The following is an 18,555-nucleotide window of genomic DNA, read 5'->3' on the forward strand; positions in this document are numbered from 1 at the left end:
CATGGAGCTCTATACCTACTACCGTTCGACGGCGTCGTACCGGGTGCGCATTGCCCTGGGGCTCAAGGGCCTGGACTTCCAGGCCATCCCGGTCAATTTGCTGGTGCCCAAGGGCGGCGCCAACCGTCAGCCGCAGTACCTGGCGATCAACCCCCAGGGGCGGGTGCCGGCGCTGCGCACCGATGACGGTGAGGTGCTGGTCCAGTCACTGGCGATCGTCGAATTCCTCGACGAACGTTATCCACAGGTGCCGCTGCTGTCCCGGGAGCTGGCAACCCGTGCCCATGAGCGTGCGGTGGCGGCGATGATCGCCTGCGACATCCACCCGCTGCACAACTCCAGCACCCAGAACCTGTTGCGTGAATGGGGCCACGAGGAAGCGCAGTTGCAGGTGTGGATCGAGCACTGGATCAGCCAGGGCCTGGCGGCCGTGGAGCAACTGATCGGCGATCACGGCTATTGCTTTGGCGAGCAGCCGGGGCTGGCCGATGTGTTCCTGATTCCACAGTTGTATGCCGCCGAGCGCTTCAAGGTGTCGCTGGCGGCCTACCCACGGATTCTCCGGGTTGCGGCGCTGGCCGCAGAGCACCCGGCATTCCGCGCGGCGCACCCCGCCAACCAGCCCGACACCCCGGCCTGAGACGCCTGCACGCCCCCAGCCAGACCTGGGGGCGGCAGACCTCTGGGTCACTCAAGGTTTCGAGGGCTCCGCAACGGAGCCTGCTCCATCCCACCTGCAACCCTGCTGTACATAACGATAAAAACAGAACAGGTACCTTGCGATGCACAATCAGATTGCCAGCTTTCGGGCGGCGCTCGACGCCCGTCCGGTGTCGCGTTATCAGTGGTTACTCTTGCTGCTATTGGCGTTGCTGTTGGTCACCGACGGCTATGACGCTCAGGTTCTGGGGTACGTGGTGCCGGCCCTGGCCCGGGACTGGGGCCTGGAAAAAGCCGCCTTCGGCCCGGTGTTCAGCGCCAACCTGTTGGGCCTGACCCTGGGCTCGCTGGCCGTGACGCCCTTGGCGGACCGTTTTGGTGTGCGGCGGATTCTGCTCTGCTGCGTACTGATCTACGCCAGCCTCACGGTGTTGATGATCTTCGCCAACTCCCTGAACACCCTGATGGCTGCGCGCTTTATCTGCGGCATCGGCATGGGAGGGGCGATGCCCAGTGCCATGGCGCTGATGTCCGATTATTCGCCGCCGCGCCTGCGCACCCTGATGGTGACCTTGGCCGCCTGCGGGTTTTCCTTTGGTGGTGCGGCGGGTGGTTTTGTCGCGGCCGGGTTTATTGATCGCTTCGGCTGGGAGGCGGTGTTCCTGGCCGGCGGCGTCACGCCCTTGCTGCTGTTTCCGTTTCTCGCCTGGTGCCTGCCCGAGTCCCTGCCACGCCTGCTGCGTGACGCGCCGCCCTATGCGCGCCTGCGTAAAGTCAGTGCGCGAATGCTGCCCGAGTGGACGCCACCGGCCGCATCGGCCGAGCAGAACGCGCAGGAGCAGGGCAGCCAACTGACGGTGATCGAACTGTTCCGCCACGGCTATGCGCGGCCGACCCTGCTGATCTGGTCGACGTTTTTCGTCAGCCTGATCCTGCTGTATTTCATGATCAGCTGGTTGCCTTCGCTGTTGCTGGAAAGCGGGCTGGGCCTTAATCAGGCAAACCTGGTGACATCGATGTTCCTGTTCGCCGGCACCCTCGGCGCCATCTGCATGGCCTGGTTCGCCGACCGTCTCAAGCGCAAGGTGCGCCTGCTCTCGGGCGTCCTGGCTGCGGCTGCGGTCTGCACCATTCTGCTGGGCCTCAACCACGACAGCCCGCGTTATCTGGTGGCTTTTGTGTTCACCGCCGGGTTTTGCATCATCGGCGGGCAACTGACCCTCAACGCCTTCGCCAGTAACTTCTACCCGGCCCATGTGCGGGCCACGGGCACCGGCTGGGCCCTGGGCGTCGGCCGCTTCGGCTCGATTCTCGGGCCGCTGTTCGGCAGCATGCTGCTGGCGATGCATGTGCCGGTGCAGCAGATTTTCTTCTTCTGCGCGATTCCGGCAGTGATCGCGGCGCTGCTGATTATCCAGGTGCGTTCGCCGCTGGACGTTTCGCCGACGCCAGCGGACCAGCCCCAGGCCGCGACCCGTTGATTGCAGGGCAGGTCAGGCCGCTGTCGCGCGGATCAGGCGCAGGCCCCAGCCGGTGGCGATTGTGCCGTCTGCGCGTTGCAGCGCAGTGACCGAGGTTTCCAGGCGTTGCTTCAACAACGCCTGGCCGGCGGTTGATAGCCGATCCAGGTCATAGGTGTCGTTGAGCGCGGTCCAGAGTTCGTCGAAGTTCGGGGCCCACTCCACGTCCAGCTCGTCGAACTCGATGCCACTGAAGCGGGCGCCAAGCAGCTCGCGCCAGCCCGCTTCCGAACGGGTGCGCGGATCGCCCATGGGCAAGGCGGGCAGGGCGTGCTCCCGGGCCACGCTGCGAAAGGCCTGCAGGTAGAGCTCGCCGATTTGCCCCAGGAGAAACCCCCGGCCGACAATCGCCGCGAATTGTCCGCCCGGGCGCAGCACCCGGTGAGTCTCGTCGAGTACCTGTTGCAGGTCATCCATCAACATCAAGGCCAGGTGCGACAGCGCCACGTCGACGCTGGCCGCAGGCAGTGACAGGGCCTGGGCGCGTTCGTGCAGCAGTTGTCCGCGCGTCCCCAGGCGCTGGCGCGCGGCTGCGAGTTCGCTGTGGCTCATATCGACGCCGATCAGCGCCAGCTCCGGGTCCTGTTCGGCCAGCAGTTGCAGCAGGTAACCATCGCCACAGGCGATATCCAGCACCGTCTGCGCCAGCCCTGTGCATTTCACGGTCGAGGCCAGTACCGCGTAGGTAGAGCCGCGTCCGGCAATGTTCAGGGGAGCGAAGGCGACGCTGGTGGTGCCGGGGCGGCGCTGGTGAAAATCCTGCAGGAACAGCTCGGTATCGGACAGTGCGTGCATCAAGGGTCATCCATGAGTCAGGGCCAGGAGCGTGATCGCTCAAATGCTGGCAGGTTCGGGCGGGTGGCGGCGGGCGATGCCAGACGGGAGCAGCGGCAGGCTCAATGCACGATGGTATTGGGCGGCAAGTGGCCCAGGCGTTCGGTCAGGCGCAGGCGCTGGATCGGGTCCTCGCTGAGCAGCAGGGCGTGCTCCAGGTCGAAGCGTTCGGCGTTCGGGCAGTCCAGGCGCTGGTAGAGGCTGGCGCGGGCCAGGTAGTCGGCGGCGCTGGCGTTGCCCAGTTCCAGCACCCGCTCGGCATCGATCAGGGCGCCGAGGTTATCATCGTTGGCCAGGTGCAACTGGCGCAGGTTGCGCGACAGGCGCTGGAGAATCTGCACCGGCTGCGCGGTGAGCATGTGCTCGGCGACGAGCTTGATGTTGTTGCCGTACTGGCGTTGCAGCAGTTCACGGCAGTCGGCGGGGTACAGGCGTCGGCCGCCACAAGGGTCCAGCAGGTGGTCGGCGCCGGGCACGCGCAACAGAAAATGCCCGGGGAAGTTGACCCCCACCAGGGGGATTTCCAGGCGCCGCGCCAGCTCCAGGGCAATCAGCCCGAGGGCCAGTGGCTGCCCGCGCCGACGTTGCAAGACCTTGTCCAGCAAGGCCGCCTGGGCGCGCAGCGGTGTGGCTTCGTCCTGCTGGAAGCCCAGGTCGTTCATGCGCCGCAACAACGGCTGGCCCAGCTCGCTGACCGGCAACATGGGCAAGCCCGAGCTGATCCGCTGCTGCAAATCCTTGAAGTCGTGCAGCAGTTCTTCGGGGGCGACAGTGGTGTCGTGCTCGGCGGCAATCCACAGCGCCGCTTCGAACAGTGCGGGCGGGGAGCGGTGCAGGCAGGCGAAAAAAGCTTGGCGCGGGTTCATCTCGATCTCCGACGGATGCCCCGTTTTAGCCCGCTGACGCTCGTTCGTCCAGTACTGCACACACGCCGTAGCAGGTTATTTCCTAAAGCCCGCATAGCCCTTGGGCTTATTCCCGAGCGCTCCAGCAAATTCCAGGCGCAAGCCTATACTGGCGACTACAAGAAGTGATTCGGGGAGCCCGACGATGTTCGCTCTCATGCAAAGCACTCGCCTTGAATCGCTGCACCTGAGCGTTGATCCGGTCACCGGATTGAAGGCGGTGATTGCCATTCATTGCAGCCGCCTGGGGCCCGCCCTGGGCGGCTGTCGTTACCTTGCCTACCCCGACGATGAAAGTGCCGTGGCAGATGCTGCGCGCCTGGCCCAGGGCATGAGCTACAAGGCCGCACTGGCCGGGCTGCCCCAGGGCGGCGGCAAGGCGGTGATCATTCGTCCGCCGCATGTGGAAAGTCGCGCCGCACTGTTCGAAGCCTTCGGTCGCTGTATCGAGCAGCTCGACGGGCGCTACATCACCGCCATCGACAGCGGGACCTCGGTGGCCGACATGGATTGCATCGCGCAACAGACCCAGCATGTCACCAGCACCAGTGCCGCCGGCGACCCCTCGCCCTATGCCGCTCTTGGCGTGTTCGCCGGGATTCGCAGCACGGCCATGGCGCGCCTGGGCAGCGACAACCTGGAAGGCCTGCGCGTGGCGATCCAGGGCCTGGGCAATGTCGGCTTCGCCCTCGCCGAGCAGTTGCACGCCGCCGGGGCCGAGTTGCTGGTCAGTGACATCGACCCGGGCAAGGTGCAACTGGCCATGGAGCAACTGGGCGCCCACCCGATTGCCAACGATGCGCTGCTCAGCACCCCATGCGACATCCTCGCGCCGTGCGGCCTGGGCGCCGTGCTCACCAGCCACAGCGTGGCGCAATTGCGCTGTTCGGCGGTGGCGGGATCGGCCAACAACCAGCTGACCAACCTGCAGGTTGCCGATCAACTGGAGCGCCGCGGCATCCTCTACGCACCGGACTACGTGATCAATGCCGGTGGGCTGATCTATGTCTCGCTCAAGCACCGCGGTGAAGAGTTGTCGACCATCACTGCCCATCTCTCGAAAATCAGCTCGCGGTTGACCGAAGTCTTCGCCCACGCTCAGGCCGAAAAGCGCTCCCCGGCACGGGTGGCGGATGAGTTGGCGGAGCGGGCGTTGTATCGCCAGGCATAGGCGTCTTAACCGTTGCGCGTGCTAGCTGTAACATCAGCGCCCGCAATGGTTGCAGGCGTGAGCCCAACCCCCGACTGCTCAACTGACACGGAATGTATTCGACGATGCTTGAAGCACTGGACACTGGGCTGGATCAGCAGTTGGCGTATCGATTGCGCGGCGGCGCGGACATTGAGGCGATACGTGTTGTTCTGGTGCAGTACCGGGACAAGGGCTTTACAGCGCAGGCGGTGTACAACCATCTGCAATTCATCAGGCTTGCAGCGCCTGAAGACGTTGAAGACCGCATCCTGGAAGCCATGGATATAGCATCCGGGTACTGCTCGGCAGGGTGCCGGGTGTGGGACGTCGCGCAATGACAGAAGCAGATACGGATCGGGCGTTGACCGGTTGCTCTGTCAGGGACTTGCAGCTCTATGCTGCCGGGTGCCTGGCGGCCTACTGCACGGGCAAGGGCCTGGCTCACCCGTCCATCGATGACTTGCTGAAACACCTCAATGCCTATCCGGAACACGATCATCTACTGGCGTGGGAGAGGGCGGGGGCGTTACTGGCATTGAATGGTCGGGGCGATGATTTGCCGCAGGAGCTTGTCGCCTTGATGTCGTCTCAAGATATCGAGGCGTTCTCCAGCATTGTCGATAGCGCGGTCGAAGTCGGAATTGTCGATCTGTATGGAGACTCAACAGACTTGCCTGCCAGCTTTGTGCGAAACATCAGGTCCATGCTGCGTCGCAATGGGATTGATGTACCTGGTATGAAAGAGACGATCTCAGCCTGATGGACCGCTGCAAAAAGGCCGTGGCTCTGCCCCATGCATGAAAAAAGCCCTGTGCCAGGGGCACAGGGCTTATTCAATTCGGGTGACGCTTATTTCGCAGCCTTGGCCGCTTTCGCCGGTTTGGTCGGCGCCTCGACTTCAGCGGGCTGCTCCGCTTCGACAGTCTCCACTACGGGAGCGGGAGCGCTGAGCAACTCGGACAGGGCGTCCGGCTGGCTCTTGAATGCCTTGGCGAACACATCGCGGTTTTTCGCCATGTAGATCCCGGCTTCTTCCACTTGCTGCTCGCTCAGCGACGGCACGGCTTTTTGCAGCACTTCGGCGAGCAATTCAGCCAGTTCGAGCATTTTGTCATGACGATCAGCTTCGGCTTTATCCATGAACAAGCGCTCCAGATCTCGGCTGCTGCGGTATACCACTTCGACGGCCATTTACCACCTCACATGCCTTCACGATAATTGGTCTTTTGCGACTACTGTATTTATATACAGGTCAGAGGATAGGCGAATCTCTGTCCCTTGGATAGTGGCTTTTTAATGTAGCCGGGATTTTTGTTTTGTCGCGGGACAAATCCGTGGTCGGTTCGGGTTCGATAAAAGGTTGAACGTGCCTCATGTCACGCCGCCATCATCTTACTGACGGGCCTCTGGCCTTTTTTCTGCATGCAGAACAACCGTCACGTCCAACCCGCATCATCCGGTCGAAGCGACCTAAGGAAAAACCATCGTGAAAATCAATTGGGCCGAGAACCTGCGGCAGAACGTTCATCAACTGGCCGAGTCCCTGGGCAATCTGTTTGTCGAGTCGTTCCATTACCTGGCGCTGTTCGCCATCGGTGCCGTGACCGCCTGGGCCGCGGTGATGGAGTTTCTGCAGATGATCGAGGCGGGTCATATCAAGATCGACGACATTCTGCTGCTGTTCATCTATCTCGAGCTGGGCGCCATGGTCGGGATCTACTTCAAGACCAACCACATGCCGGTGCGCTTCCTGATCTACGTCGCGATCACGGCCCTGACTCGGCTGCTGATCTCCAACGTCTCGCACCACAATCCGCCGGACGTGGGGATCATTTACCTGTGCGGCGGGATCCTGCTGCTGGCCTTCGCGATCCTGGTGGTGCGCTACGCCTCCTCGCAGTTCCCTTCGGTGAAGATCGAGAACCCGCAGCGCAAGCTCGGTGCGGGCTCCAGCGAGCATCCGGAAGTGGAGAAGGGCGAGCTTTAAACCACCATGCCCAAGGGTGAAGGGCCGCTGCCGGCCGGTGGCGGCAGCTTCAGGCTGTCGCTGTTGGTCATGGCTTCAAGGATCGCCATGGCGCTGTGGCCCTGCTCGATGGCGATGCCGAACTGGATGCTTTGCACCAGACGCTTGAGGCGTTGCGGATCATTGCGCTGATGGGCGCTGATCATGCGCTTGGCCACCACCCGCCCGGCCTTGGACAGGGTCAGCATGATGCTGCCGTCCAGGCCCTGGATGCTCAGGTTGACCTGGTACTCCGGGGTGAAGGTGTCGGTAATCAGTTGAAATGGGTTATCCATGATGCGTCACCGCTTGATTGGATCGTGCAGTCATTGACCGGCAGTGATCGAGATTAGTTCGCGATACCAGACCACTGGCAGGCCGTTCGCTGAGGTTTGATAACGTCCGTATTCCTCGAGGGCTGACAAAGCAAGGGGCATGCCGCTAACCACGAAACCCAGTAAACGCAGGTATAAAAAAGCGGACCATGAGGTCCGCTTTTTTTATCGACGCCCGTTTCAGGGCACGACCGAATAAATGATCGCTGACAGTGCGATCAGGCCAATCAGCACCACGAACACATTCGACAGCCGGCCTGAATACTGGCGCAGTGAAGGCACGCGCCGGATGGCGTACATCGGCATCAGGAACAACAGGCAGGCGATCACTGGGCCGCCCATGGTTTCGATCAGGCGCAGGATGCTCGGGTTGAGGGTGGCCACAGCCCAGCAGGTGACGATCATGAACAGCGCAGTCAGGCGCTCCAGCCAGCTCGCGGAAATCACCCGGCCACGGCTGCGCAGGCTTTTCACGACCAGGCCCTGGAAGCCTTCGCTGGCACCCAGGTAGTGGCCGAGGAAGGACTTGGTGATTGCCACCAGGGCGATCAGGGGCGCGGCGTAGGCGATGACCGGGGTCTGGAAGTGATTGGCCAGGTACGACAGGATCGAGATGTTCTGCGCCTTGGCCGCCACCAGGTCGGCCGGTGACAGGGCCAATACGCAGCTGAAGCAGAAGAACATCACCGTCAGCACCATCATCGCGTGGGACATGGCCAGGATCGCGCTGCTTCTGGGTTCGGCCTGGGCACCGTACTGACGCTTCTGATCGACCGCGAACGCGGAAATGATCGGCGAGTGGTTGAAGGAAAACACCATCACCGGGATCGCCAACCACAGGGTCTTGAAGAACAGCGACAGCGGCATGCTTTCGCTGGCCGAGGCGAGGAAGGCGCCGTTCCAGTTCGGGATCAGGCTCAGCGCCAGCAGCAGCAAGGCGGCGACGAAGGGATAGACCAGCACGCTCATGGCTTTGACGATCACGCCCTGGCCGCATCGCACGATGGCCATCAGACCGAGGATCAGTGCCAGGGACAAAACCGCCCGGGGCGGCGGGGCAATGTGCAGCTGGTGTTCCAGGAAGTTGGTGAGGGTGTTGGTCAGCGCCACGCTGTACATCAACAGAATCGGGAAGATGGCGAAGAAATACAGCAGGGTGATCAGCTTGCCCGCGCCTACTCCGAAGTGTTCCTCCACCACTTCAGTGATGTCACCGGAGCGCCCCGAGAGCACGAAACGGGTCAGCCCGCGGTGGGCAAAGAAGGTCATCGGAAACGCCAGCAATGCCAGCACGATCAGCGGCCAGAAGCCGCCGACGCCGGCGTTGATCGGCAAAAACAGGGTGCCGGCACCGATGGCGGTGCCGTACAGGCCGAGCATCCAGGTGGTGTCGTGCTTGCTCCAGCCCTTGCGGGTGGTGGTGTCGCGGGTGGTCGCCGTGGAAACGGGTGGTGCAGCGGGATTTTCGGCAGCAGGTGTTCGTGCATCGGTCATCGGTATCGCCTCGTTATTATTTTTGCTCGGGCTCACGTGGGGCGGACAGTCAGGCCATGCTCCTCAGCATTCGACCCAACTCACGGCCAGGCCGCCCCGTGAAGTTTCTTTGTATTTGTCATGCATATCGGCGCCGGTATCGCGCATGGTGCGGATCACCCGGTCCAGGGAAATGAAGTGTTTGCCATCCCCGCGCAGGGCCATTTGCGTGGCGTTGATCGCCTTGACCGCGGCGATTGCGTTGCGCTCGATGCAGGGCACCTGCACCAGGCCGCCGACCGGGTCGCAGGTCAGGCCGAGGTTGTGCTCCAGGCCGATTTCGGCGGCGTTTTCCAGCTGCTCCGGGGTCGCGCCGAGGATTTGTGCCAGGCCGGCGGCGGCCATGGCGCAGGCGGAGCCAACCTCACCCTGGCAGCCGACTTCGGCGCCGGAGATCGAGGCGTTTTTCTTGCAGAGGATGCCCACCGCTGCCGCGCCGAGGAAAAAGTTGATGACGTCGTCCTCGCAGGCGTCGGCGTTGAACTTCATGTAGTAATGCAGCACCGCCGGAATGATCCCTGCAGCGCCGTTGGTCGGGGCGGTGACCATGCGCCCGCCGGCGGCGTTTTCCTCGTTCACAGCGAGGGCGAACAGGTTGACCCACTCCATGGCCGACAAGGTTGAGCTGATGACATTCGGCTTGCCGATTTCCAGCAGGCTGCGGTGCAATTTGGCCGCGCGCCGTGGCACGTCTAGGCCGCCGGGCAGGGTGCCTTCGTGGCGCAGGCCCTGCTCGACACACTCGCGCATCACCGACCAGATATGCAGCAGGCCGCTGCGGATCTCGGCCTCACTGCGCCAGGCCCGTTCGTTGGCCATCATCAGCTCGCCAACGCTCAGGCCGTTCTGCTTGCACAGCGCCAGCAACTGGGCGGCGCTGTTGAAGTCGTAAGGCAGTTCGACGCTGTGGCCCGCGGCGGCGCCGGCGGCGACTTCGGCGGCTTCGACGATAAATCCGCCACCGACCGAGTAGTAGGTCTGCTCCCACAGCGGGCCGTTGGCATCAAAGGCGGTCAGGGCCATGGCATTCGGGTGGTAGGGCAGGCTTTCGTCGAGCAGCAGCAAGTCGCGGTGCCAGTCGAAGGCGATGGTGGATCGGCCACCCAGGCTGAGTTCGCCTGATTCGCGCAGGTGCTGGATGCGTGGGCCGATGCTGCTTGGGTCGATGCTGTCGGGCCATTCGCCCATCAGCCCCATGACGCTGGCACGGTCAGTGGCATGTCCGACGCCGGTGGCGGAAAGCGAGCCGTACAGGCGGATTTCGACCCGTTGCACCTGGGCGTGCAGGCCCTGGTCGAACAGCGATTGGGCGAAGGTCGCGGCGGCGCGCATCGGGCCCACAGTGTGGGAGCTGGAAGGGCCGATGCCGACTTTGAAGAGATCGAAAACACTGATAGCCATGCTAAAGCCTTACAAGCAATGGAGGAGGAATCGCTGCCATTTTTTGTAGGCCGAGCGCAATGTCGGCGATACTGCCTGCCTCGGTCAGCACTGACCAACGAAACTTCCTAAGACAGCCTTTAGCAGGACTAAACGATGAGCCGTCAGTTTCATGCCCAGACTTACGTCTGGCTGCATGTGTTTTCCTGTGCCGCGCGGCACTTGTCGTTCACCCGCTGCGCGGAGGAGTTGCATATCACCCCCGGGGCGGTCAGCCAGCAGATCCGGCAGTTGGAGGACCGCCTGGGTTTTCGCCTGTTTCATCGCCGTGCCCGTGGTGTGGAGTTGAGCGCCGAAGGCCAGCGCCTGGCGGTCACGGTGAACGAGGCCTACGGCAGCATCGACGCCGAACTGCGGCGGTTGGATGCGGGGATGATCAGCGGAATCCTGCGCTTGCGTTCGATCCCGTCTTTTCTCGGAAAATGGCTGACACCGCGCCTGCCGCGCTTGCAGCAGCGTTTTCCGGATATCCAGTTGCGGCTGGTGGCGGAAGACAGCAGCGTGGCCCTGCACGAGGGCGACTTTGACCTGGCCATCGACCTCAACGACGGCAGTTACCCGGGGTTGTTATCCACAGCCCTGCTGGACGAGCAGATCTTTCCGGTCTGTGCGCCGAGCCTGCTGCGTGGGCGTCCGCCGCTGCATGGGCCGGCGGACCTGGTGCACTTTCCGTTGCTGCACGACATCACCGCCTGGCGTGGCAGCTATGAGTATGCGGAGTGGGAGTTCTATCTGAATGCCATCGGTTTCGAAGGCGCGGACGTGCGGCGCGGGCACACCTTCAACCGCAATCACCTGACGATCGAGGCGGCCATTGCCGGGATGGGCGTGGCCATCGCCCGGCGAACCTTGCTCAACGATGAGCTGGAGCGTGGCACCTTGATCGTGCCGTTCGGCCTCGCCGTGCCCAACCACAAACGTTATGTATTGATGTATGCACCGGGTGCGCTGAGCCACCCAGGCGTGCGTGCGGTGCATGACTGGCTGGTGGAGGAAGCGGAGATTTTTCGCGGCATGCACCCGCTGGGCGAGGGGCAATTATGAGCAAAGATGACAGAGTACGAGGGCGACCCAACTCCCGACATTAACAGCGCTTTTGCTGCTTGTCCGGGTTTATTTGCGAATGAATATTTATCTTTTTTTGGGGGTTGAATTGTTCGCCGCTCTGCCCAACTCTAGTAAACAAGAGGCCACGAAAACGACACCGCAAGGTGTTACCGGGTCTCTCGCGAGCTAGCTGAAATAAGGGAAGAACTATGCAAATCCAAGTCCATAGCGATAACCATATTCAAAGCAGCATCCGTCTGGAGGAGTGGGTAAAAAATACTGTTGAGAGCACCCTGGAACGCTACGAAGAAGATTTGACCCGGGTTGTGGTTCACCTGCGGGACGAGAACGGCGACAAGCCCGGTCCCCACGATTTGCGCTGCCAACTGGAGGCGCGGCCAAAAGGCCATCAACCGATTTCTGTAACGCACAAGGCCGACACACTGGAGCAGGCGATCGACGGAGCTGCCATCAAGCTCGAAAGCGCCCTGGAGCACATGTTCGGCAAGTTGCGCAGCAAACGCGCTGCCGCCACGCCTACAGCCGATAGCGGCGAGGCCGACGCACTGCTTGAAGAAGAATTTCTGGAAAACGAACAGGCTGCACTCAATAGCTGACGCCTGAGAAAGTCCCCCACCAACGGGCCTGCATTTGCAGGCCCGTTTTGTTTTGTGGGCACGAATGGCAAAGGTTGTCGGCGATCAGAAGGCGACCGAAGTCTGCACGTACAGGGTGCGTGGTTCGCCGACGTATTTGCCCATGTTGTTGTCGTCGAAGGAGCGGGTGAAGTACTGGTGGTTGAGGATGTTTTTCACCCCCACCGCCACGTTCAGGTCAGACAGCTGCGGACCGAAATCGTAGGCTGCGCGACTGCTGAACAGCATGTAGCCCGGGATATTGCCGACGTTGCCCATCGCGTTTTCCGCCGAGGTATTGGCGTTGTCGGCGAATTGGCTGCTCTGGTAGCTGCTGTCGAGGTTGAGCTTCCATGCACCTTGGGTGTAGCCCAGGCCCAGGGTGCCTTTATGCCGGGATGAAAACGGTACGCGATTGCCCTTGTTCGGCCCGTCCTCGCGGATGGTGGCGTCGACATAGGCATAGGTCGCGTGCAGGTCGAAGCCGGTCAGGGCCGGGCTCAGGCCGTCGAGGGCATAGTTGATGCTGCTCTCGATCCCCTGATGGCGGGTTTCACCGCGGGCGATCACGGTGTCGTTGGTCTGGTTGCTTTCATATTGGTTGTCGAAATTGATCAGGAACGCCCCGACTTCGGCGCGCAGGCCGCCGTTCTCATAGCGGGTGCCCAATTCCCAGGTTCGGGCTTTCTCCGGCTTGATCGCGCCTTTGTCGACGCGGTTGCGCATCTGGCTGTATTGCACGCTGCCGAATGAACCTTCGGTGTTGGCGTACAGGTTCCAGCTGTCGTTGAGGTGATAGAGCACGTTCAATGCCGGCAACGCGGTGTTGTAGTCGCCCTTGTACTGGGCATTGAGGCGCTTGTCGGTCTGCTCCGACTCGATCATCTCGTAGCGAATGCCAGGGGTGATGGTCCATTTGCCGATATCGATGCGATCGTCGAGGAAAATCGCATGGGCTTCGGTGCTGCCCCGGGTGTTGCGGTCCCTGGCATCAGCCGTGGTGGGCAACTGCTGGGCGGCAATCGGTGTGATGAAGCGCTGTTCGTGGCCCGCTTCGTTGATGTAGCGGTAGCCCAGGCCCAGTTCGTGGCTGGTGGGGCCGAGGTCGAAACCTTGGGCGAAACGGCTTTCCAGTCCGCGCACCCAGTACTCGCGTGGCGACAGTGAAATAACGGTGCGCTGATCCAGATAACCGCTGCGCAGGGTCTTGGTGAAGAAGCTGTTGACGGTGAATTCTCGGCGATCTTCCTGGTAGCGGTAGCCGACATTGAACATCGTGCGGCGGCCCCAGAATTTGTCGAACGGCCGGGTCGACTGATACGGATCAGCCTTGTACGCCGCAGTGCTCAAGCCGCCTGGCATATCGGCCTGGCCCTCGTAGTACTGAGCCATGGCGTTGAAGCTGTTGGCCTCGTCGAGTTGATACTTGCCCTTGAGAATCAGGTCGTCGATCTGCGTGTCGCTGTGTTCGCGCCAGTCGCCGCCGCGGGTGCCGGAGTACAGCAGCGCGCCGCCCAGGCCATTGTCGGCGGTGCCGCCGGCCAGCAGGTTGCCGGTGGTCTTGAAGCCGTCATGGCTGGACGACGGACTGGTCTCGGTCTGCACCCCGCCCTTGAGCGTCGGTTCATCGGGAATCGCCCGGGTCACGAAGTTGACGATCCCGCCGACGTTCTGCGGCCCGTAGCGCACCGCGCCGCCACCACGCACCACGTCCACGGCGTCCATGTTGCCCATGCTGATGGGAGCGAACGACAGCTGCGGCTGGCCATAGGGTGCGAACGGTACCGGGATCCCATCCATCAACACCGTCGAGCGCGATGCCAGGCGCGGATTGAGCCCACGGATACCGAAGTTCAGCGCCATGTCGTGGCTGCCGGTGCCGTTGTTTTCCGGTGCGTTGACCCCGGGAATGCGGTTGAGCACATCCCGGGCCTGGGTCGCGCCCTGACGTTCGAATTCTTCACGGCGGATCACGTCCCGAGCGCCGGGATGCTCGAACACGTTGCTCTGCGCCGCATCGCCCAGCCAGTCCCCGACCACGCTCGACGCCCCCAACTCCAGGGGCGCCGGGGTGTTGTCGTTGCTCAGCGGTTGCAGGCTGTAGGCGTTGTTGCCTTCGGCCCGGGCTTGCAGGCCGGTGCCTTCGAGCAGCAGCTTCAAGCCTTGTTCGGTGCTGTAGTGGCCGTCCAGGCCGGGGCTCTGCACGCCGTTGGTGACCTGCGAGCCAAAGGAAATCAGCACCCCGGCTTCACGGCCGAACTGGTTGAGCGCACTTTCCAGGGACGCGGGGGCAATGTGATAAGCCTTGGCCTGGGCGGCGTCTGCATGGGCCATGGGCAGGGCGCCGAAACTCAGGCTGGCGCCCAGCATCCAGTTGCGTAGCGTGCGGGCTAGTGGGGTAAGGCGAGGGGTGTGCTGGGGCATGGCTGACTGTCCAGAGAAGGGGGGAATCAAGGTGGCTTTCCTTGTCTGTCACTCGAGCTGTGCAAAACGGCTCAGCCGCCAGCAAAAAAATATCCGTCGTTAACCATCGATGTGTCGCCGCGGCCTCAAGCGCGGGCCTGGACCGTGACCCAATAGCGGGTGAAGCGGCGCACTTTGACCGGCAGGCTGATTTCCAGCAGCTCGAGAATCCGTTCGCTGTCGTCCAGTGGATAACTGCCCGAGAGCAGCAGGTCGGCGACCCTGGGATCGCAGTTGAGCTGGCCCCGTCGATAACGGCCCAGTTCATCGAGAAAATCCGCCAGGCGCATATGGGCCGCCACCAGCATCCCTTCGCTCCAGGCCCCGCTGTTGGCGTCCAGCGCCGTCGGGGTGTCCCAGGCCTGGGCTCTGAAGCTCAGTTGCCGCGCTGGCGGCACCAGCAGGGGGGCGCCGTTGAAGGCGGTCGGGCTCAGGCTGACCCGACCGCTGAACACCGCCAACTGGCTGCGCTGTTTGAACTGGCGCAGGTTCAGGCGCGCGCCCTCGGCCTGCACCAGGCCTTCGGCGGTCTGCACCCGCAGCGGGCGGTTGTCGTCGGCGCTGCTGAGCATGATTTCGCCTTCGAGCAGGCGGATCAGCCGCTGCTGGCCGTCGAAGTGCAGGTCCACCGCGCTGTTGGTATTGAGTTGCAGCAGGCTGCCATCGTCCAGGGTCAGCTTGCGCCGCTGGCCCAGCGGGCTGCGGTAGTCGGCTAGCAGCGGCGGCAGCGGGTTGTGCTCGCGCAGGCCCCAGGCCGCGGCAGAACCGGCTCCAAGAATCAGTAGCAGCTTCAGAGCCTGACGCCGGCTGGAGGACTTTGGCGCATTGAGCGCGGCATGGGCCAGGGGCGAACCCATGCCCCGCAGCCGCTGGTTGACCCGCTGAATATGCTCCCAAGCCCGCTGATGTTCGCTGTGGGCATCGTGCCATTGCTGCCAGGCCTGCTGCTGGCGCGGACTGAGGGCACCGCTCTGGATTTCGATCAGCCAGTGCACGGCCTGCTCGGCGACCTGGGTCGAGAAGCCCGGCGCACCATTGAAAGGGTTGTTCATAAGGGGGAGGGCATTGAGTGATTCACAGGGCGAAATAGCAGCGCAGGGCGGCCTTGTTCAAGTGACGTTTGACTGTGGCGATGGAAATGCCCAGCGCCTGGGCAATTTCGCCGTAGCTCAGGCCGTCGACCTGGGCCAGCAGAAAGGCGCGCTTGACCGGACGTGGCAAGCCGTCGAGCAACTCGTCGAGTTCAACCAGGGTTTGCAGGATGATTGCCCGGTCTTCCTCGGAGGGCGCCACCAGCTCCGGCATCTGCGCCAGGGTTTCGTAGTAGGCGCGTTCCAGGTCCTGGCGCCGGTAGTGGTTGCACAGCACGCGCTTGGCGATAGTAGTGAGGAACGCCCGGGGTTCGTTGATCTGCGGCGTTTCACGGGCCGTCAGCACCCGCATGAAGGTGTCTTGTGCCAGGTCGGCGGCGTTGTGGGGGCAGCCAAGGCGGCGTCGCAACCAGCCGTTGAGCCAGTTGTGATGCGCGTGATAGAGCACTTCGAGGGTTGAGGCGTGGGCCAAGCGAACGCTCCGGCAGCATACAGATGCTTAAGAGAACAAGAATTGTTCGCATTGTAGGGGCGAGATATGGCATTCGGCAATCAGTGCGGACCGACGGCGAGGCATCGGTTTATCGGCACTTTTTGCGTATGAGAATATTTATCATTAATATTGCCGCTCTTTAAGCTTGCCCCGGAGCTGTGCGGTGCAGGTTTTTTAACGTTTCCAGGGCGGAACATGAAAAGCAAAGTTGGCGCGACTCCCGTTTCCTATCGCCTGGCCGTGGCCTCGCGAGTGCTGGCGGCGGTGCTCGGCGGTTACCTGCTGGCGGCGTTGGGCAGTGTCTGCCTGACCTTGCTGTTACCCATGCCCCGGATCGATGCGACGGTCAGCGGGATGACGGCCTCGTTTGTGTTCTACCTGCTGGCGGTGCTCTGGTGTTTCGCCTGTCGCAGCGCCTGGCGGGCCTGGGCCGGGGTCGCGGGCGCCTGCCTGGTGCTGGCGCTGATCGCCGGCCTGGCCTACTGGATGGCGCGCCCATGAAAGAGGGTTTTCGTCAGTCCATGGCCTGGCTGCACACCTGGAGCGGGTTGGTGTTTGGCTGGCTGCTGTTTGCGATTTTCTTCACCGGGACCCTGTCGTATTTCAAGGCGGAAATCAGCCACTGGATGCAACCGGAAGTCCCGGCCCGGGCAGTCAGCACCGACAGCAGCCTGGCCCTGGCCCAAGGCTACCTGCAGCAACATGCCGGTGGCGCCGGGCGCTGGTTCATCAACCTGCCGGATGCCCGTGAACCGGCGCTGTCGGTGATGTGGCAGGGCCCGGTCAAGCCCGGCGAGCGCGGCGCCTTCACGGAAAAACTCCTCGATCCGGCCACCGGCAGCGAAATCCAGTCCCGGGATACCCGAGGCGGCGAGTTTTTCTACCGCTTCCACTTCCAGCTGCAAATGCCCCACCCCTGGGGTCGCTGGCTGGCGACCAGCGCGGCGATGGTGATGTTCGTCGCCTTGATCAGCGGGATCATCACCCACAAGAAAATCTTCAAGGACTTCTTCACCTTCCGCCCGCGCAAGGGCCAGCGCTCATGGCTCGACGGGCATAACGCGGTGGGTGTCCTGGTGTTGCCGTTTCACCTGATGATCACCTACAGCAGCCTGGTGATCTTTATGACCATGGTCATGCCGGCCAGCATTCTCACGGCTTATAACGGTGACACCCGGGCGTTTTTCAATGAGGCGTTTCCAGGCACCAACAATGCGCCGGCCTCGGGCAAACCGGGGGTGCTGATGCCTATGGGGCCGATGGTGGAGCAGGCGCGGCAGCAGTGGTCGGGCGGGCACATTGGGCGGATCGCGGTGAACAATCCCGGGGACGAAAACGCGTCGGTGAACGTGTTCCGCCACAGTGCCGATCGGGTGGTGCACGACTTTGGCAGCGTGATCTCGTTCAACGGCGTGACCGGCGAACTGCTCAGGGTATCTCCCGAACAGTCGTTGCCGACGGCCATCGCCGGCGGTTTCTATGGGCTGCACATGGGGGTGTTTGCCGGGCCGGTGTTGCGCTGGCTGTACTTTATCTGCGGTCTGGCCGGTACGGCGATGATCGGCACCGGGCTGGTGATCTGGCTCGGCAAGCGCCAGCTGAAGCACGCCAAGAGTGGAGTCATGCCGTTTGAGCTGCGGTTGGTGGAGGTGCTGAATATCGCCAGCATGTCGGGCCTGGTGTTGGCGGTCGCGGCGTTTTTCTGGGCCAATCGCCTGTTGCCGGCAGGTTTTGCCGAACGGGCGGACTGGGAGGTCAATAGCTTCTTCATGGTCTGGGGCTTGAGCCTGGTGCATGCCGCCGTGCGCCGTGGGCGGCGGGCCTGGGTCGAGCAATTGGGCCTGGCCGCGCTGCTGTTTGCCGCGGTGCCGCTGCTCGACCTGTTGACCGCACCCGCCGGCCTGGCCGGCAGTGACTGGATGCTCGCCGGGTTCGACCTGACCTGCCTGGGCAGCGGTGTATTCCTGGCCTGGGCCGCCTGGAAAATGCAGCGCTCGTCCCACTCCAAGCCCAGCCCACAGCCGCGAGCCGAACGGCCACGGCCGCTGACGCTCAAGAACGAGGTGAACTGAATGTTGCTCGCCGTGCTGCTGTGCTACGCCGGGTTTGCCGCCTTGTGCCTGTCGATGGATCGTCATCACAGCGACCTGCTGGGGCGCAAGGCCTCGGCAGGGCGCCGCCAGGGTTTGAGGCTGGGCGGCTGGTCGCTGCTGGGGCTGTCGTTGTGGGCGGCGGTGGCCGCTGCCGGTTGGGGCCTGGGGTTGGTGCAGTGGTGCGCAGTGTTGATGCTCAGTGCCTTGCTGCTGGTGCTGCTGTTGCCTTATCGCCCGCGCCTGGCCTTGTGGCTGGCCGCCCTGGGCTTGCTGGCCAGCCCGCTCGCCGCTGTTGCGCAGCTTTAAGCG

General features: G+C 62.9%; 19 protein-coding genes and 1 pseudogene. 11 read left to right on the forward strand and 9 right to left on the reverse strand.

Translation table 11 applies throughout. From position 1 onward, the window contains the following. The first annotated feature begins 1 nt into the window (after nt 1). Together maiA and JFU57_RS12710 are read left to right on the forward strand one after the other, a co-directional pair. Nucleotides 2-640 (forward strand): maleylacetoacetate isomerase, encoded by a 639-nt coding sequence (maiA, locus tag JFU57_RS12705; protein ID WP_201129504.1) that lies wholly within the window; start codon nt 2-4, stop codon nt 638-640. Nucleotides 641-782: 142 nt separating this feature from the next. After that, entirely contained in the window at nt 783-2,141 is a 1,359-nt protein-coding gene (locus tag JFU57_RS12710) for an MFS transporter (protein ID WP_201129506.1), read from the forward strand. 12 nt (nt 2,142-2,153) lie between these two features. Here JFU57_RS12710 and JFU57_RS12715 read toward each other — a convergent pair whose 3' ends face one another. Both JFU57_RS12715 and JFU57_RS12720 read right to left on the reverse strand, forming a co-directional pair. Next, entirely contained in the window at nt 2,154-2,975 is an 822-nt protein-coding gene (locus tag JFU57_RS12715) for a class I SAM-dependent methyltransferase (protein WP_201129508.1), read from the reverse strand. A gap of 101 nt (nt 2,976-3,076) precedes the next feature. Next, nucleotides 3,077-3,880 carry a SirB1 family protein gene (locus JFU57_RS12720; RefSeq protein ID WP_078469879.1) on the reverse strand — a complete coding sequence of 268 codons (804 nt, stop codon included), beginning with the start codon at nt 3,878-3,880 and terminating at the stop codon, nt 3,077-3,079. Nucleotides 3,881-4,064: 184 nt separating this feature from the next. Between JFU57_RS12720 and JFU57_RS12725 the strand changes: the two genes are divergently transcribed. The 3 genes from JFU57_RS12725 to JFU57_RS12735 all read left to right on the forward strand — a co-directional run bounded on the left by JFU57_RS12725 (nt 4,065) and on the right by JFU57_RS12735 (nt 5,871). Further along, nucleotides 4,065-5,090, forward strand: a complete 1,026-nt coding sequence (locus JFU57_RS12725; protein WP_078469880.1) for a Leu/Phe/Val dehydrogenase — start codon at nt 4,065-4,067, stop codon at nt 5,088-5,090. Nucleotides 5,091-5,194: 104 nt separating this feature from the next. After that, nucleotides 5,195-5,449: a hypothetical protein gene (locus JFU57_RS12730; protein WP_201129510.1), complete on the forward strand. Its 255-nt coding sequence runs from the start codon at nt 5,195-5,197 to the stop codon at nt 5,447-5,449. Further along, on the forward strand, nt 5,446-5,871 hold the full coding sequence (locus JFU57_RS12735) for a hypothetical protein (protein ID WP_201129512.1): 426 nt from the start codon (nt 5,446-5,448) through the stop codon (nt 5,869-5,871). The genes JFU57_RS12730 and JFU57_RS12735 overlap by 4 nt, the downstream gene beginning before the upstream one ends. A gap of 176 nt (nt 5,872-6,047) precedes the next feature. Here the strand turns inward: JFU57_RS12735 and JFU57_RS12740 are convergent. Next, nucleotides 6,048-6,302, reverse strand: a pseudogene (locus tag JFU57_RS12740) (YebG family protein); the annotation flags it as partial. A gap of 295 nt (nt 6,303-6,597) precedes the next feature. Here JFU57_RS12740 and JFU57_RS12745 point away from each other — a divergent pair. Then, entirely contained in the window at nt 6,598-7,098 is a 501-nt protein-coding gene (locus JFU57_RS12745; RefSeq protein ID WP_020298359.1) for a phosphate-starvation-inducible protein PsiE, read from the forward strand. On the opposite strand, the gene JFU57_RS12750 is transcribed toward JFU57_RS12745, so the two are convergent. The 3 genes from JFU57_RS12750 to JFU57_RS12760 all read right to left on the reverse strand — a co-directional run bounded on the left by JFU57_RS12750 (nt 7,095) and on the right by JFU57_RS12760 (nt 10,385). Then, nucleotides 7,095-7,412, reverse strand: coding sequence for a DUF3509 domain-containing protein (locus JFU57_RS12750; protein ID WP_020298360.1), 318 nt, complete (start codon nt 7,410-7,412; stop codon nt 7,095-7,097). The two genes, JFU57_RS12745 and JFU57_RS12750, sit on opposite strands and share 4 nt — an antisense overlap. A 219-nt stretch (nt 7,413-7,631) precedes the next feature. After that, nucleotides 7,632-8,945 (reverse strand): serine/threonine transporter, encoded by a 1,314-nt coding sequence (locus JFU57_RS12755; RefSeq protein ID WP_201129514.1) that lies wholly within the window; start codon nt 8,943-8,945, stop codon nt 7,632-7,634. Between the two features lie 63 nt (nt 8,946-9,008). Then, nucleotides 9,009-10,385 (reverse strand): L-serine ammonia-lyase, encoded by a 1,377-nt coding sequence (locus tag JFU57_RS12760; protein ID WP_201129516.1) that lies wholly within the window; start codon nt 10,383-10,385, stop codon nt 9,009-9,011. A gap of 135 nt (nt 10,386-10,520) precedes the next feature. On the opposite strand from JFU57_RS12760, the gene JFU57_RS12765 reads away from it, so the two are divergent. Together JFU57_RS12765 and JFU57_RS12770 are read left to right on the forward strand one after the other, a co-directional pair. After that, nucleotides 10,521-11,468, forward strand: coding sequence for a LysR substrate-binding domain-containing protein (locus JFU57_RS12765; RefSeq protein WP_201129518.1), 948 nt, complete (start codon nt 10,521-10,523; stop codon nt 11,466-11,468). 212 nt (nt 11,469-11,680) lie between these two features. Then, the gene (locus tag JFU57_RS12770; protein ID WP_201129520.1) at nt 11,681-12,088 is read left to right on the forward strand and encodes an HPF/RaiA family ribosome-associated protein; all 408 of its coding nucleotides are present in this window, start codon (nt 11,681-11,683) and stop codon (nt 12,086-12,088) included. 84 nt (nt 12,089-12,172) lie between these two features. Here JFU57_RS12770 and fecA read toward each other — a convergent pair whose 3' ends face one another. From fecA to JFU57_RS12785, 3 genes are all read right to left on the reverse strand, one after another. Further along, entirely contained in the window at nt 12,173-14,530 is a 2,358-nt protein-coding gene (gene fecA, locus JFU57_RS12775; protein WP_201129522.1) for a TonB-dependent Fe(3+) dicitrate receptor FecA, read from the reverse strand. A 125-nt stretch (nt 14,531-14,655) separates the two neighbouring features. Further along, the gene (locus JFU57_RS12780; RefSeq protein ID WP_201129524.1) at nt 14,656-15,621 is read right to left on the reverse strand and encodes a FecR domain-containing protein; all 966 of its coding nucleotides are present in this window, start codon (nt 15,619-15,621) and stop codon (nt 14,656-14,658) included. A gap of 22 nt (nt 15,622-15,643) precedes the next feature. Beyond that, a complete protein-coding gene (locus JFU57_RS12785; protein ID WP_201129526.1) occupies nt 15,644-16,132 on the reverse strand; it encodes a sigma-70 family RNA polymerase sigma factor in 489 nt (162 codons plus the stop codon). A 216-nt stretch (nt 16,133-16,348) separates the two neighbouring features. Here JFU57_RS12785 and JFU57_RS12790 point away from each other — a divergent pair, with 216 nt between their 5' ends. The 3 genes from JFU57_RS12790 to JFU57_RS12800 are packed head-to-tail and all read left to right on the forward strand — an operon-like array spanning nt 16,349 to nt 18,552. Next, nucleotides 16,349-16,654 carry a DUF3649 domain-containing protein gene (locus JFU57_RS12790; protein ID WP_078469890.1) on the forward strand — a complete coding sequence of 102 codons (306 nt, stop codon included), beginning with the start codon at nt 16,349-16,351 and terminating at the stop codon, nt 16,652-16,654. After that, entirely contained in the window at nt 16,651-18,225 is a 1,575-nt protein-coding gene (locus tag JFU57_RS12795) for a PepSY-associated TM helix domain-containing protein (RefSeq protein WP_201129528.1), read from the forward strand. Before JFU57_RS12790 ends, JFU57_RS12795 begins: the two co-directional genes overlap by 4 nt. After that, a complete protein-coding gene (locus tag JFU57_RS12800; protein ID WP_078469892.1) occupies nt 18,226-18,552 on the forward strand; it encodes a DUF3325 domain-containing protein in 327 nt (108 codons plus the stop codon). The last annotated feature ends 3 nt before the right edge of the window (nt 18,553-18,555 follow it).

This window comes from Pseudomonas sp. TH07 (genome assembly GCF_016651285.1).
Taxonomy (GTDB): Bacteria; Pseudomonadota; Gammaproteobacteria; order Pseudomonadales; family Pseudomonadaceae; genus Aquipseudomonas.